The organism is Rhodococcus sp. LB1 (genome assembly GCF_001583455.1).
Taxonomy (GTDB): domain Bacteria; phylum Actinomycetota; class Actinomycetes; order Mycobacteriales; family Mycobacteriaceae; genus Rhodococcus_F; species Rhodococcus_F opacus.
In genome coordinates, this window is sequence record NZ_LTCZ01000405.1 from 65695 (window position 1) to 79876 (window position 14182).

Below are 14182 nucleotides of genomic sequence, written 5' to 3' on the forward strand. Positions count from 1 at the left end.
CACGAGAGGCCCAGCATGTACATGCCCGACCGAAATCCACATCCTGCTCGAAGCGTTCAACAACCCGATCCTGCGGCACTCGGGAAAAGGGATGCTTAACCCCGGCACGTTACGAGCGGGCTCACGCCGCCGCCGAGCTGGCGGCGTAACCATCACACCGAACTGGTTCGGGAAACCGGGGCGACCTCAACCAGCATTGTTAGGTGTACTCAACCCCGCGGACGGTTCAGCCGTGCATCAGCGGGGGTGATCGAATCCCCTCTCGCGCATCGACTTCGATCACGCGTGACGTATCCGGTCAAAGGCTGCTTCAGCGCACATAAGCACGGAGGCTGAGGCTTGGCTCTCCCATGACCTCGGTAGCCCGCCTCCGTGATTCATGGGTGGTGTCCTTCGACAACCCCAACCAGCGCTTCCCGGTCTCGACCGCAGGACGTGCGCGCTCTTGAATTAGAGCGAGGTTCTGCAGAGGTCCTCGGTGCGGCATCGTGGCTGAACTGCATGGGTGCTACTCCACAAACAGCAGCTCGCGGCGACCCGCGTGAGTCGGTCAGGGACGACGGCAGGCGCGACGACCAATGGCGCGTCGGTGCTGGGGTTCAGCGTTGACTCGGCGTCGCGTCGGGGTTGGCTCGGCGTCGATTCAGGGCCGCGAGTGCCGCCGCGATCCGTTGGCGGGTGTCTTCGGCTGTCCACCCGGCGGCGACGGCCGCGTCGCCGTCGGTTATCGCGGCGATCGCCTCCCGAGTCGGCCGGTGGAGCTGCTCCTTCGCAAGCCGGTAGGCGGTCGGCGACCGGTCGGCCAGCTCGGCTGCCAACTCCATCGCCCGCGGCAGCAGCGACTCAGGTGTGGTGAGTTCGTCGACCAGACCCAGCTGGTAGGCGCGTTGGGGGTCGACGTTGCGTGCGCCGAGCAGCATCACGCCGGCCCGAGACCCGATTGCGTGGCGGACGATCTCCAGCGCTGACGTCGGGAACGGCACCCCGACCGCCAGCTCGCTGAGACCGATGAGCCCGCCTGACATCAGCCGTTGGTCGCAGGCCAGGGCGAGAACGCAGCCGCCTGCGATCGCGTGGCCGTTGATGGCGGCGAGCGTTGGGCGGGGGTGGTCGAAGAGCGCCTGGTACATGCGGGACAGCGAGGTGAGCAGCGCCTCGGTGTAAACGGGGCTGCCGTGCAAGATCCGGCGCAGGTCCACCCCGGCGGAGTAGGTAGACCCCGTCCCTGTGATGATCAGCGCGCGATCCGATCCGGTGATAGCGTCCGTGAGTGCGTTCAGCAGCTCGACGTCGAGGGCGCCGACGCGGCCGTGTTCGATCCGCAGGACGGCGACCGCACCGTGTTTCTCGGTGATCAGCATCGGCCGGTCACCACCGGACGTGCGTGTAGTGGTGGACGGTCGGCGGAGCCGCGTAGTACGGGCCGACGAGGGCACGCCAGCGGGCGAAGTCCGGGGAGCCGACGAACCCCTCGGTGTGATCGGCGACGCTGTCCCACTCCACGAGCAGCAAGTATGTATTCAGATTCTCGACGCCGCGGGACAGGGTGGCCGAGCGGAAGCCTCGCTGCTCGGCCACGATCTTCAGCCCCTGAGCGGCGGCCGCCTCGAACTCGGCGTGTTTCCCGGCGGTAATAGTGATCTCGGCCCGCTCTCGTACCAGCGCGCTCATCGCTCCGCCACCGATCGGCTGCGCCCGTCGGCTGTCTTAGGTGCGCGAAGGCGACGCATTGCGGTGTTCCGGCGGGCCAGCTCATCCAGCATGGTTTTCGCGGCAAGCTTCATCCCCTCGGTCGCGGCCACCGTAGCGCCGTCCTCGATCAGCTGGGCCACATTGGCGATAACGACCGCTTCTGAGACCGGATGCGCCTTCAGCGCCAGAAAGACCTGCCGCAGTCCCTGGACCGCACGCGTTCCGGCGGCGAGCCCGCCGTAGCTCACGAACCCGACCGGCTTGTCGCGCCATTCAGCCCAGAGGTAGTCGATAGCGTTCTTGGTCGCAGCGTTGTAGCCGTGGTTGTACTCCGGCACGACGACGAAGGCATCGCCCCGGCTGATGGTCGCGCTCCAGTCGCGCGTGTGTTGGTGCACGTAGCGGCCCAGCATCGGGCGTCCGGGCTCGTCGAGTAGCGGGAGGCCGACCTCGGTCAGGTCGACGGTTTCCACCGTGAAGCCGCTGTCGGCCCGTGCGACATCGGCGAACCAAGCCGCGACCGCCGCGCCCGCCCGGACCGGGCGAGTACTCCCGATAATCACTTGCAGGGTGGGACTGGACATCGATCTCCTTCCGAAGGGCGATCAGACTACGAAATCGGCTCACTGATGACGGCTGGAGCAGACGACCGCCTTCCAGTTACAAGCGCATCGCAGCCGAGGATCTATCGACCGCCCAGTGAGAATTTCTGTCCTTTGAAGAGGACACTGAGAATGTAGGACTGGAGTGGGTCGCCGTCAAACCAGGTCACTCGCATCCCTAGGAAAGCATCCGCCGCTCACGCCGAGAACGTGTCGCCCGTAGCTACAATCGCCCCCACAGGACCGCTTGACTGTTACCTACGACACACGTAATGTCCTCCTAGCAAGATGAATTGTTTGCTCAGGAGGACATTGGAGTCGCCATCTGATTGCGGCGCCACCCCTGCGCCAACCCCGGGCACCGGAGCCGATCAGCCACGAGCACGACGCGAGCGTGCTTAGTGGACTGTGTTCCAACTTTGCGCCCGGCGTGTTGCCCGACAACGCACACTCGCGGGCGATCTACTCGCCCGCGAGTGTGCACCAACGGAGGTTCGTGACCAATGCCCGTCAGCACGGAGAAAATCCAGACAGGAACGCCTGAATCGGCGGCTCGTCGCAAGCCGGGCGGAACGATCAGTGCCCCTGCCGGTCTCGGCCCACTGATCCGGGAGGCCTGGTACGTCATCGCGGCATCCGAGGACGTGGGGCGCGAGCTCTCGTCGATCACAGTCCTCAACGAACCGCTGGTGTTCTTCCGGGCCGAGGACGGCACGCCGGTGGTTCTCGACGACCGGTGCGCTCACCGACGCTTCTCGTTGGCCAAGGGGCATCTGAAAGGTGACGCCATCCAGTGCGGCTACCACGGCTTCACCTTCGATCGCACCGGCGCCTGCGTGTTCGCACCGGCGGTGTCCGGGAAGCAGAACTTCGGCGTCCGGCACTACCCCGCCGTCGATCGTGGTCCCTGGCTGTGGGTGTGGATGGGCGAGGGCGCGGGCGACCGGGCCGACATCCCTCTGCCCGACGAGATCGAGGAGGTGGAGCACGGCTTCCGCGGTTACACCTTCAACCCGTGCAACTACCTGATGGTGCACGAGAACCTCCTCGACCTGACTCATCTTTACTACCTGCACGGGCCGAGCGTCTCCTCCGAGGAGTACGCCAACACTCCCCCGAAGCTCCTTCCCGCGCCGGACTCGCGCCACGTCGGTTACGTCCGGTCGGTATCGGGGACCTCGTTCAAGCTGCAGTCGATCTTCTGCGGAGCCGACGGGAGCCTGAAACTGACCCGAACGGAGGAGAACTGGTCGCGAGGCCCGGCCCTCAACTTCGGGTGGATCAAATTCGAGCGCGACGACGGCATTGACGAGCCGGTGCGCCCGTCCCGTCAGATGGTGGTCCACGCCGTCACCCCGCAGACGGAGACCAGCACCCACCAGTTCTGGTCCTTTCGCTTCAACGAGCCCCTTGTGGTCTCTGAGGATGAAGCCGCCGACGCGATCCGCAAGGTGTTCGCGGAGGACATTGAGGTGCTGGCCGTACAGGGTCGGCTGATCGCCGAGGACACCCGTACCGGAGTCGTGGAGAACAGCGTCCCGAGCGACGTTCCCGGCCTTCGGCTGCGGCGTGCGCTGCAGCGCATGGCGGCGGCCGAGAAGAAGTAGGCGACTCGTGCCAGCGATCGCCCTTGAATGGTTGGGAGCCATGTAGCGGTGGAAACGATCGTCTCCGACGTCGAGCTCGACGGCCCGGATGTCGAGGTTGGGGTGGCGCTGCTGCCCGCTGGGGACACCCCACTGCGGGTATCGGCCTACCGGCAGGTCGACCAGCTCCGCGACGAGTGGACAAGCGTCATCGTGAACGTAACGGTCCACCCGGACGGCTGGATCTCGGTGTCCGGCGACTCCGGGCCGGTGCGCATCTTCGTGTCCGCGCGCGAGTAAGACGGCCCGCGCAGACCCACGTGGTCGAAACCTGTCAAATACAGCACGATTCGATTGGTAACCGCATGAGGAATTCGTCCGACATCGAGCATGAACTCGACCTGATAGTCGCCGACAGAACCGCTCTCGCCGAGGGGTCGGTACGCCTGACGCTGCGCTCTCCCAGCGGGGACAAGTTGCCGGAGTGGCAGCCAGGCGCACACGTTGACCTGGTGCTCCGCGCAGACATGATCCGGCAGTACTCCTTGTGCGGTGATCCTGCGGACCGCTCATGCCTGCAGGTCGCTGTGCTCCGCGAGAAGGCCAGCCGAGGCGGCTCCCGCTACGTGCACGACGAGCTGAAGTCAGGCGGGCACTTGAAGGTCCGTGGGCCGAGGAACCATTTCGGGCTGGTCGATGCGGAGAGCTACCTGTTCATTGCCGGCGGGATCGGCATCACTCCGATCCTGCCGATGATCGCCGAGGTGGATCGGCGCGGAATGCCGTGGCAGCTCCTTTACGGCGGTCGAAGCCGATCGTCAATGGCGTTCCGCTCGGAACTCGAGCAGCGGTACGGGACTCGGGTCTCCGTTTGCCCGGAAGACGAAACGGGTCTGCTCGATCTGGAGAACGTGCTGGCCGAGCCGACGTCCACCGCTGCCGAGCGCGCCGTCTACTGCTGTGGTCCGGAGGGACTCCTCTCCGCCGTCGAGAAGCTCTGCGTGGACTGGCCGAGCGGGGCCCTGCACATCGAGCGCTTTACCGCTGCCCCCGATCGGGCCAGCGGCCCCAACCGCGAGTTCGCGGTCGAGCTGGCGCAGACAGGCCTGACCCTGACCGTCCCCGCCGACCGATCGATTTTGGAGGTCGTGGAGGCAGCGGGCGTCGACGTCCTGCACTCGTGCCGCGACGGCGTGTGCGGCACCTGCGAGACACCGGTCCTTAATGGTGTACCGGACCATCGGGATTCGATCCTCACCGATGCGGAACGGGAGGAAGGAGCCAGCATGATGATCTGCTGCTCCCGCTCGTGTTCGGACCGGCTGGTGCTGGATCTGTAATTCCGGCCAGGCACGTCGACGACCGCCTAACCGGCCCTTCCGACACTCGCGGCCCACTGTGACCCGACGTTTCTCCCAAAAATATCGCCTTCCCTTCTTAGAAAGAGAACACCATGAAGATTCGCCGTGTCGTCGTCACTAACAGCGACGGCAGCAGCCAGGTCGTCGAGGCCGGGGAGCCCCCGCGCACCTCCGTCTACGCCGCGACCCCTGGCTTCCAGCAGTCCCTGGTCTGGTGCACACCACCGGAGGTCACCCTGGACCCGCCGGCCGAGGACCCCACCCTCGCCGCCACCTCGATGATCCCTGGCCCCGCTGAAACCCATCTAGTGGTGCTGACGCTGCCGCCTGACTCGGTGTACGCGGACCCGTCGTTCGACGCCGCCGCTGCTGGCGCAGAGATGGCCCGGAACGCCCCCGGGCTCGCAGAGCTGTTCGAGCCCGACGTCCCGGGCATGCACACCACCCCGACAGTGGACTACAACGTCGTGTTAGACGGTGAAGTGTGGCTGGAGTTGACCGGCGGCACGGTGCACCTCACCCCAGGCACGGTCGTCGTCCAGCACGGCACCCGGCACGCGTGGCGTAATAAGGGCGACAGACCTGTCACGCTATTGGCCGTCATGATCGGCGCGCGCGGATCGTCGATCGCAGAAGGCGGTGAGTGACGATGGAACTCGGATGCTCGTTCGCCACAACCCTGTCGACACCGGACCACATCGCCATCGCCGAGGACCTCGGCTACACCGCCACCTGGTGCTTCTACTCCCCCGCCATCTACGCGGACCCGTGGATGATGCTTGCGCTGGCGGCGGAGCGGACCAGCCGGGTAAACCTTGGCGTGTGCGTCGTCGTCCCGCGCTTCCAACACGTCATGGACGTCGCCGTCCGCATCGCCACGCTGACCGCACTTGCCCCCGAGCGTACCTCGGTGGTCGTCGGCTCGGGATTCAGCAGCGTCGCCCTTGCAGGGATAAAGGGCACCCCATGGTCGTCGGTGGAGACCTTCGTGAACCAGCTGAAGGCACTGCTAGCCGGTCAAGAGATCGACACCGACGTTGGCCGACGGTCACTGCTTCACAAGGCCTCAACCGGAATAGAAATCCCCGCTAAGGTGCCCGTGTGGCTGGCCGCTCACGGACCTAAGGCCTTCGGGGTGGCTCAACGCGTAGCCGACGGCGTGATTTCCAACCCCACCCACGGCGAAGACAAGAAGCCCTTCGACGGCCACTATGCCATCAGCTACTACGGGACCGTTCTGGAGGACGGTGAGGAGGTCGGCGACGCCGCCGTCATCGAGCGAATCGGCCCCGCAGCCGCGCTCGCCCTCCATTTCGGAGCCTTCGGACCGCTGGCGGACACCCCGGAGGGACGTGGCTTCATGGCCGAGATCGAGCAGCTGCCCGAGGAGGACAGGCTTGTTGCCGTGCATGGCGGCCACCTGATGGCTATGACCGAGCTAGACCGGAAATACACGACCGGCAACGTTGTCCGCGCGGGCACCATGAGCGGAACACCCGCAGAGATCCATGAGACCCTGGATGCCGCCGAGGCCAGCGGAGCGACCCGGTTCTGCTACACCCCGGTCGGGTCCGACATCCCTCGGGAGCTTGAGGCCTTCGCGAAGGTCTTCCACAGCAGGTAGGTCACCGGCCCGCTTCTCGGTACATCAGCTGCCTGTCGCCAACCATCGCGACTGGCAGCATTCTCCGATTGAGCAGTACCGTTCCGGGCCGCGAGGTACCAGCGCACCCTCTGTGGTGCCGAAAATGTCCCTGCCCGGGTTCTGATCGCGAATCTCGCCACCACCTGCAAAGCAACGAACTTCGTGGACGCGAACTTCGGCATCGATACCGAGGCTGCGGTGGCACCGATAAACGTTGGTTCCGAGTACACAAACCGCGGCCGCTCCTGCAGATCGGATAGCGGTGTTTCACATCAAGACCGGCCCTATCCCATCCCAACGGCTGCACAAGCCATCTCGAACGCTGCTCAACCAGCACGCCGGTTGAGCGGTGTTCGTTTCGCGACCAGAATCCGACCGCAGCGATAAACAGCAAACGAATTTCACGACTGAAGCCATCGCCCTCACCTCTCGGCCTGACAACTCATGCGTTGCAGCCGCGGATCCTGCGCCGACGCCCGGCGGCCTCTGGTGAGGACCCGCCGGGCGTCGGTGTTTCTCGTTGCGTGGTGGTTTCTAGGCGCCGTGCCAACTGCTCAGATAGTCGTTTCGCTCGCATTGCAGTGCACTCTCGCCGATCTGTAGCGGCGCGAATGTGTCGATCATGATGGCGCGAATGTCGCGCATCCTCAGCACGCCCGGCTTCTGGGCCGCGACGGCCTTCTCGATCTCCCCGGGTCGCGGACCGTGCGTGAATCCGCCGGGGTGGAGAGTGATCGCACCTTCACCGATGCCGTGGCCCGCCCGCGGCCCGGTCGCCTCGGCCACCCAGAACATCAGCTCGTCACAGTCGACGTTGGTGTGGGCGTACGGCACCGGAACCGCATCCGGGTGGTACTCGGCGACGTGCGGTACGTACGCGCACACGACGAAGCCGGGCGCCTCGAAGACCTGATGGTTGGGCGGCGGGTGGTGCAGCCGGTTGGTGTAGGGCTGGAACTCGTCGATGTTGAACGCGTACGGGTAGAGATAGCCGTCCCAGCCGACGACGTCGAACGGGTGGTTGGCGTAGGTGTAGCGGCTGTTGCCGTCAGGGTGGCGCACGTACACCTCGACGCTTCCCGCTTCGACCGAGACCAGGGGTGCGGTCGGCACGCGGAGGTCACGCTCGTTGTAGGGGGACCGCTCGAGGAACTGGCCGACGTCGGACCGGTACCGGCGCGGCGGGTCGATGCTGCCGCGCGACTCCGCGACGAAGATCCGCGCCGGCTCCGGGCCCGTGGGCGTGATCCGGTGGATCACGCCCCGTGGCATCACGAGTAGGTCACCCGGGCCGAGGTCCAGCGCCCCGAACACGCTCTCCATCCGGGCGGTGCCGGATTCGAGGCAGTACAGTTCGTCGCCGCCTACGTTGCGGTAGAGCGGGCTGGGACGGTCGGCGGCCACGTAGCTCATCCGCAGATCCGCGTTGGCCGCGAGCAGCTTTCGTGATGTTGTCGTGTCGCCACCCTGGTCGAGCTTGTGGGTGTTCATCTGCCGAGGCAGCAGCGGATGGTTGGGGCGGACCCCTTGGCCTTCCTCGTCCCAGCTCTCGACGGCCTTTACGTCCGTGGGAGCGTTAAGGTGGTAGAGCAGCGAAAAGTCTGAGGAGAAGCCGGCTTTACCGATCTCCTCCTCCTGGTACAGGCGCCCGTCAGGCGCCCTCATCTGAGTGTGGCGCTTCGCGGGCAGCGTGCCCGCGTGGCGGTAGCTGGGCATTGAAACCTCCGGTTGTGAACGTCAGGTCACTGTGGATTGGTCGCGGTCGTCGAGCCAGGCCGTAATGACCTCGCCAGCCTTGGCCCGCGGGTCGTAGAAGACGGGAGAGTGCCTGTGCAGCAGCAGGTAATGGTGGGCGTAGTCGAGGGGGACCCACGTCTTGTCGGTCGCGGGGATGCGGGTGAAGATCTCCTCGCCGATCTGCGGTGCACACTCAGCGACATCGCCCATAGGGAAGACGACCAGGGTCGGGATGTGCAAGTGCTCGGCGGCGTGGCTCCACTCCGCGTTCGCCGATTGCCCGCTCCAGGTCGACAGCCACGCCCGGGCCGAGAGCAGGCGGGCGAAACCGCCTGGACCGTAGCTGTCCCGCAGCGGGTGTGCGGACGAGAGCAGGCCCCCGACCGTGCGGTGGTTCGGGTTGATCGACAGATCCAGATGGCCGGGATTCGCCGAGGTGCCGAAGATGTTCATGAATGGGCTCATCAGTGCCCGGCGGGCCATCGGCACCCCCAAGGCGTCGAGCCGGGCGGCCTCCCGCGCGTCACGGTAGTCGGCCAGCATCGCGCGCGCGATGACGTCGATCCTTGCTACCCGGGCGCGCTGAGCCCGGCGGTATTCGTCGACCCATTCGGGGTCGTACTTGCTTTCCTCCGGGAAGGGCCGGTACCCGTTGGCCGGGTTGAACATGTCGAGCGCGGGATCAACCGCAGTCGGGTGTGCCTCGTCGACGATCGCCGGGTCGATCAGGTCCTGCAGGATCATGCCCTCGCCGGCGTGCGGTGCCACCCCGACGAACAGGTCCCCGGTCGGCATTTCCTCGTCGGCAAACCCGGTCGGATCGCCGTGCGGCGCCGTCTCGATCCGCTCATGCGCCTGCAGAGAAGCCTGCCACTGGTAGAACGACAGCAGCGAGGCGCCGCCACTGGCGCCGAGGAATACGATCGTCTCGAAACCGCGCTCCCGCAGCATTCGCATGCCGGCGGCGACGTCACGCAGCAGCTCCTCGTGGACCATGTCGGAGTCGTTGTTCAGCGCCCGCGTGGTTTGACACCACATCGCGTAGCCGGCCTCGAGCAGGGAAGGCGCGAGATACTGGCGCGACTGGTTCACCCGTGGGTGCATCGCTATGACGACGGTCTTCGGACGGGGCCCTGGCGGGAGGTGCAGCAGACCCCAGGAGAACGCGCCGTCGGAGGCGACGATCTCGACGAAATTCCGCTGCGAGCCGTGCGGCAACTGCTCGGGAGAATAGGAGTTGACCGTGCCGAAGACCGAGCGCTCGGAGTCGACGAAGAGCTGCGGCCGGTTTGATGCGTGGGGAGCGCCGTAGAGCTGCGGGTTCATGACCTCGTTCTCCGGTAGGAAGTGAAGGCCCGCTCTCCGTGTGGAGATGCAGACAACGCCGTTTCATCCTCTATACAAGACTTTTATACTCGTCCAGAAGACGCTATCCGTCCCTGGTTCCGGCGTCAATCCGCACAGTAGATCCACGCCGCCGGGGGCAAGGGGCAGCGAATGTCGGTCATATTCGCTCCCTTGACAGTGCCGACGAAGCAGGGAACCATTCCGATTAAGACCTGAGTACCATACAAATAGTCCTGCATGGGAGACACGCAGCTAGTGCGCCGAGCGGGCTCGGCTCGGAACCGACGTCGATGTCGCCCCGCCCGAATGGTGGACCTTAATCGAAGGAAGGCCAGTGATGGTGAAGCGAGAGTGGACCGCGCTGTACACAGGGGGCGTCCAGTCCGACACCGTGGCACCGGCCGCGACGGTTCTCGACCTGTTCGATGCGTCCGTCGAGGCCAGCCCTGGCGCGCCGTCGCTGCGATATTTCGGGAGGACGCTGGACCGAGACGAGGTGCGGCGGCTGAGCGTGCAGATCGCAGGGCTACTCGCGGACTCCGGTGTCGGCGACGGCGACCGGGTAGGTATTTCGCTGCAGAACGGCCCGGTGTTCGTGGCTGCGGTGCTCGCGACCTGGCGGCTCCGCGCCGTAGTGGTCCCACTCAACCCCATGTTGCGCGCGGACGAGCTCGACAAGATCGTCACTGACGCGGGGCCGCGGGCGGTCCTCGCTCATCCGGAGGGCTACGACGTGCTGACGGAGGTCCATCGCCGACGCAGAAGCTTCCGTAGTTTCTGGGTGCTTCAGACGGAGCTGGCTGGACACTTGCGGCCGCCATTCGCGGATGGTCCACCGGCACTTGGACCCACCCTGATGGACCTCCTGGCCGACCAGCCGTTCGAGCCCGCCCCGACCGGGCATCCGCAGCCCGATGACATTGCTTTGCTTACCTACACCTCGGGCACGACAGGGCCGGCTAAGGGGGCGATGAATACGCATGCCAATCTGGCTTACCACGCGCTGGCGCTGCGTGACTGGTTCGGACTCTATGAGCCGGACGACGCGGTGCTCAGCATCGCACCGATGTTCCATATCACCGGCCTCGGCGCGCATCTCGCGCTCGCCCTGGGCTCCGGCCTGCCGCTCGTGCTCACGAACCGGTTCGAGCCGTCCGCGGTGCTTGCGCTGATCGAAGAGCACCGCCCCACCTTCACCGTCGGCGCCATTACCGCCTACCTCGCCCTGCTGGATGCGGCACCAGACCCCAAAGTATTGGGCATTCTGCGCACGGTGTTCAGCGGCGGCGCGCCGGTACCAGCGACCATCATCGAGAGGTACGAGCAGGCGACCGGCCGCTACATCCACAACATCTACGGACTGACAGAGACCACGTCCGCCTGCATCGCGACCCCGCTGGGACGACGGGCACCGCTCGACCCCGGGTCTGGCGCGCTGTCGGTCGGAGTCCCGATGTCGGGCGTGGACGTCCGGATCGTCGACGAACATGGTGTACCAGTACCACGCGGTGAGCAGGGCGAGATCGTGATTGTGGGTCCTCAAGTCTGCGCCGGCTACCGCGGAAGGCCGGGCGAGACCGCCCAGGCCTTCCGAGCGGACGGGCTGCACACAGGTGACATCGGCGTCCAAGACGCGGACGGCTGGATCTACGTCGTGGACCGCAAGAAGGACCTCGTCATAGTCAGCGGATACAAGGTTTGGCCACGAGACGTCGAGGACGTCCTCTACGCCCATCCGAACATCCGCGAGGCGGCGGTCGTCGGACAGCCGGACTTCTACCGCGGGGAGGCTCTAATCGCCTTCGTCTCGCCCCGCCCGGGTGCCGCAATCGACGTCGATGAGCTGCGTGGCTGGTGTCGGGAGCGGTTGTCGGCTTACAAGGTGCCGACCGAGTTCCGGGTTGCCCACGAGCTGCCGAAGACCTCGACCGGAAAGATTCTGCGGCGCATGCTGCGCGACAGCATCGTGCACACGTAAGCCGCGCGGGCCCCGCCCGTGCGCCCGTGCCGGAGCAGCCTTGCCTGGCATCGCCATCACGAGACCGAGACATACCTGGAGGAACCCTTGTTCGCAGTTTACGCATCCAAGCCGAACCCCGCTGACCCACTGGCGGGCCTCGTCGTAGGCGAGCGGCCGGAACCGGAGGTGCCGGAGGGCTGGGTGTCCGTCCGCACCACCGCCGCGAGCTTGAACATGCACGATCTGTGGACCCTGCGCGGGGTCGGACTCAAGCCGAACCAGTACCCCATGATCCTGGGTGGGGACGCAACCGGGACGCTCGCCGATGGCGCCGAGGTCGTCGTGTACCCGGTGATCGGGGAGCCGGCCTGGAGCGGAGATGAGACGCTGGACCCGCGCCGCACGTTGCTGACCGAGAAGCACCAAGGCGCGTTCGCCGACGTCGTCATCGTCCCCGAGCGCAACGTAATCCCGAAGCCGGCTGGTATCTCGACGGCCGCCGCCTCGGTCTTCGGCACGGCTTGGCTCACGGCCTATCGCATGCTGTTCACCAAGTCCGGGCTGCACCCAGGGCAGATTATGCTCGTGCAAGGTGCCGCCGGGGGCGTCGCCACCGCCCTAATCCAGTTGGGGGTCGCCGCGGGAATGACGGTGTGGGTCACCGGCCGGACACCCGAGAAGCGCGCGTTTGCCGAGCGGCTTGGCGCACACGCGGCATTCGAAAGCGGCGGCCGGCTGCCCGGCAAGGTCGACGCAGTGTTCGAATCGGTCGGGGCGGCCACGTGGTCCCACTCGATGCGGGCTGTCCGGCCCGGTGGCGCGGTCATCTGCTGCGGAGCGACTTCGGGCGCCGCCCCGTCGGCGGACCTGCAGCGGCTGTTCTTCTTCCAGGTCCGCGTCGAGGGCTCGATGATGGGCACCCGTCAGGAACTCGTGGACCTACTCGCATTCGTTACCATTGCCGGGATCAGCCCTGAGATCGGCCTGGAGCTGCCAATGGAGAAGGCAGCCGACGGGTTCCAGGCGATGCTTGACGGCGATACCGCCGGCAAGATCGTCTTCACGCGCTAACGAGCCGTAGCGCGATCGGCTCTCCACTCGGGACGTGCCCGGCGACGGACATTCGCCACCCCGCCTGGGCCAGGTATCCATGCTCGACCGGACCGAAACCGACGACCTGATGCTCAGCTGCAGAATGTCGACGGCGAACAGGGCATCAAACCTGGCCCGGCTCGTGTCCGTACTGCTCGGCCCGGATACCGTACCCGGAAACCACTGGCGTATCGCCTGGCTCTGTCAACTCGATCTGGTTCTGGCCCACTTTCCGTGATGGTCCATCGTGGCGGCGTGTCGTTCCGGTGAGACGTGGAATGCGTGGGAGATGATCTTGCTGGTGTTCCGGAAGCTGTTGTGACCTGCGTGTTTTGCTTCCCCACCTGGTGGGTGTGGCGATCGATTCGATCGACGTCGCTGGGGGCGGGGTGAGCATTCGCGCTTCCGCACTGTCGGTGTCGGCGTCCTGCCCGGCCTGCGGTGATACCTCCGAGCGGGTGCACAGCCGATACGAACGCACGGTGGCCGACACCGCGATCGGGAATCGACCGAGTCGCCTCGTCCTGCGGGTGCGCCGATTCCTGTGCAGTTCGACCGCGTGCGACCGGCGCACCTTCGCCGAGCAGATCGACGGTGTGACCACGCGATATGCGCGACGCACCCCACTGCTGCGGGGAACTCTCGAAAGGATCGGGCTGGCGCTGGCCGGCCGCGCCGGAGCCCGACTGGCGACAGCACTGGGCGTGCACGTCGGACGCAGCACCCTGCTACGACTTGTTCGTGCGCTTCCGGACCCACCGGCGGCAACGGTGGAGGTCCTCGGTGTCGACGACTTCGCCCTGCGCCGACGACACCGGTACGGGACCGTCCTGATCGACATGGCCACCCACCGGCCCGTCGACGTCCTCGCCGACCGGAAGGCCGATACCTTCGCCGACTGGCTGACGGCACACCCGGGCACGACCGTGGTGTGCCGCGATCGCGCCGGCGCGTACGCCGAAGGGCGCGCACCGGAGCCCCCGACGCGATCGAGGTCGCCGACCGCTGGCACCTGTGGCACAACCTGGTGTCCTGTGACAGTAGACCTTCCTTTTTGCCAATGAATCTTGCTTATCCCGGCTGTCTCGCCACTGTAGTTTGCTCGGTTCGAGTTCACCCCACCCTGGCCGGCAGGCCAGTTCGCAGGGCCGATGCGAATC

At 66.0% G+C, this 14182-nt stretch carries 13 protein-coding genes; 8 read left to right on the plus strand and 5 right to left on the minus strand.

Going from position 1 to position 14182, the window contains the following annotated elements; genetic code table 11:
- Window positions 1-599 precede the first annotated feature (599 nt).
- Genes AZG88_RS39925 through AZG88_RS39935 form a run of 3 tightly spaced genes read right to left on the minus strand, consistent with a single transcriptional unit; the run spans window position 600 to window position 2276 of the window.
- On the minus strand, window positions 600-1361 hold the full coding sequence (locus AZG88_RS39925) for an enoyl-CoA hydratase/isomerase family protein (protein WP_061700816.1): 762 nt from the start codon (window positions 1359-1361) through the stop codon (window positions 600-602).
- A 7-nt stretch (window positions 1362-1368) separates the two neighbouring features.
- A complete protein-coding gene (locus AZG88_RS39930) occupies window positions 1369-1671 on the minus strand; it encodes an antibiotic biosynthesis monooxygenase family protein (protein ID WP_061700817.1) in 303 nt (100 codons plus the stop codon).
- Window positions 1668-2276, minus strand: coding sequence for an NADPH-dependent FMN reductase (locus tag AZG88_RS39935; protein WP_061700818.1), 609 nt, complete (start codon window positions 2274-2276; stop codon window positions 1668-1670). Before AZG88_RS39935 ends, AZG88_RS39930 begins: the two co-directional genes overlap by 4 nt.
- Before the next feature lie 521 nt (window positions 2277-2797).
- Here AZG88_RS39935 and AZG88_RS39940 point away from each other — a divergent pair.
- From AZG88_RS39940 to AZG88_RS39960, 5 genes are all read left to right on the plus strand, one after another.
- Window positions 2798-3901: a Rieske 2Fe-2S domain-containing protein gene (locus AZG88_RS39940; protein WP_061700819.1), complete on the plus strand. Its 1104-nt coding sequence runs from the start codon at window positions 2798-2800 to the stop codon at window positions 3899-3901.
- Between the two features lie 48 nt (window positions 3902-3949).
- Window positions 3950-4180, plus strand: a complete 231-nt coding sequence (locus tag AZG88_RS39945; RefSeq protein WP_061700821.1) for a hypothetical protein — start codon at window positions 3950-3952, stop codon at window positions 4178-4180.
- Between the two features lie 65 nt (window positions 4181-4245).
- Window positions 4246-5220, plus strand: a complete 975-nt coding sequence (locus tag AZG88_RS39950; RefSeq protein WP_061700822.1) for a PDR/VanB family oxidoreductase — start codon at window positions 4246-4248, stop codon at window positions 5218-5220.
- A 113-nt stretch (window positions 5221-5333) separates the two neighbouring features.
- Window positions 5334-5888, plus strand: a complete 555-nt coding sequence (locus AZG88_RS39955) for a cupin domain-containing protein (RefSeq protein WP_061700823.1) — start codon at window positions 5334-5336, stop codon at window positions 5886-5888.
- Window positions 5889-5890: 2 nt separating this feature from the next.
- Window positions 5891-6865, plus strand: coding sequence for an LLM class flavin-dependent oxidoreductase (locus AZG88_RS39960; RefSeq protein WP_061700825.1), 975 nt, complete (start codon window positions 5891-5893; stop codon window positions 6863-6865).
- Window positions 6866-7420: 555 nt separating this feature from the next.
- On the opposite strand, the gene AZG88_RS39965 is transcribed toward AZG88_RS39960, so the two are convergent.
- A complete protein-coding gene (locus AZG88_RS39965; protein WP_061700827.1) occupies window positions 7421-8602 on the minus strand; it encodes a homogentisate 1,2-dioxygenase in 1182 nt (393 codons plus the stop codon).
- A 21-nt stretch (window positions 8603-8623) separates the two neighbouring features.
- On the minus strand, window positions 8624-9949 hold the full coding sequence (locus tag AZG88_RS39970; RefSeq protein WP_061700829.1) for an alpha/beta hydrolase family protein: 1326 nt from the start codon (window positions 9947-9949) through the stop codon (window positions 8624-8626).
- A 412-nt stretch (window positions 9950-10361) separates the two neighbouring features.
- On the opposite strand from AZG88_RS39970, the gene AZG88_RS39975 reads away from it, so the two are divergent.
- The 3 genes from AZG88_RS39975 (at window position 10362) to AZG88_RS39990 (ending at window position 14086) form a co-directional block, all read left to right on the plus strand.
- Window positions 10362-11948, plus strand: coding sequence for a class I adenylate-forming enzyme family protein (locus AZG88_RS39975; protein ID WP_231914363.1), 1587 nt, complete (start codon window positions 10362-10364; stop codon window positions 11946-11948).
- 183 nt (window positions 11949-12131) lie between these two features.
- Window positions 12132-13001 (plus strand): zinc-binding dehydrogenase, encoded by an 870-nt coding sequence (locus AZG88_RS39980; RefSeq protein ID WP_231914364.1) that lies wholly within the window; start codon window positions 12132-12134, stop codon window positions 12999-13001.
- Window positions 13002-13375: 374 nt separating this feature from the next.
- A complete protein-coding gene (locus tag AZG88_RS39990; protein WP_231914365.1) occupies window positions 13376-14086 on the plus strand; it encodes an ISL3 family transposase in 711 nt (236 codons plus the stop codon).
- Window positions 14087-14182: the final 96 nt, after the last annotated feature.

Excerpts from the sequence above, each read along its gene's own strand:
- AZG88_RS39940 (WP_061700819.1), top strand. The coding sequence starts at position 2,798 with ATGCCCGTCAGCACGGAGAAAATCCAGACAGGAACGCCTGAATCGGCG.
- AZG88_RS39925 (WP_061700816.1), bottom strand. The coding sequence starts at position 1,361 with ATGCTGATCACCGAGAAACACGGTGCGGTCGCCGTCCTGCGGATCGAA.
- AZG88_RS39955 (WP_061700823.1), top strand. The coding sequence starts at position 5,334 with ATGAAGATTCGCCGTGTCGTCGTCACTAACAGCGACGGCAGCAGCCAG.
- AZG88_RS39970 (WP_061700829.1), bottom strand. The coding sequence starts at position 9,949 with ATGAACCCGCAGCTCTACGGCGCTCCCCACGCATCAAACCGGCCGCAG.
- AZG88_RS39965 (WP_061700827.1), bottom strand. The coding sequence starts at position 8,602 with ATGCCCAGCTACCGCCACGCGGGCACGCTGCCCGCGAAGCGCCACACT.
- AZG88_RS39950 (WP_061700822.1), top strand. The coding sequence starts at position 4,246 with ATGAGGAATTCGTCCGACATCGAGCATGAACTCGACCTGATAGTCGCC.
- AZG88_RS39935 (WP_061700818.1), bottom strand. The coding sequence starts at position 2,276 with ATGTCCAGTCCCACCCTGCAAGTGATTATCGGGAGTACTCGCCCGGTC.
- AZG88_RS39960 (WP_061700825.1), top strand. The coding sequence starts at position 5,891 with ATGGAACTCGGATGCTCGTTCGCCACAACCCTGTCGACACCGGACCAC.
- AZG88_RS39930 (WP_061700817.1), bottom strand. The coding sequence starts at position 1,671 with ATGAGCGCGCTGGTACGAGAGCGGGCCGAGATCACTATTACCGCCGGG.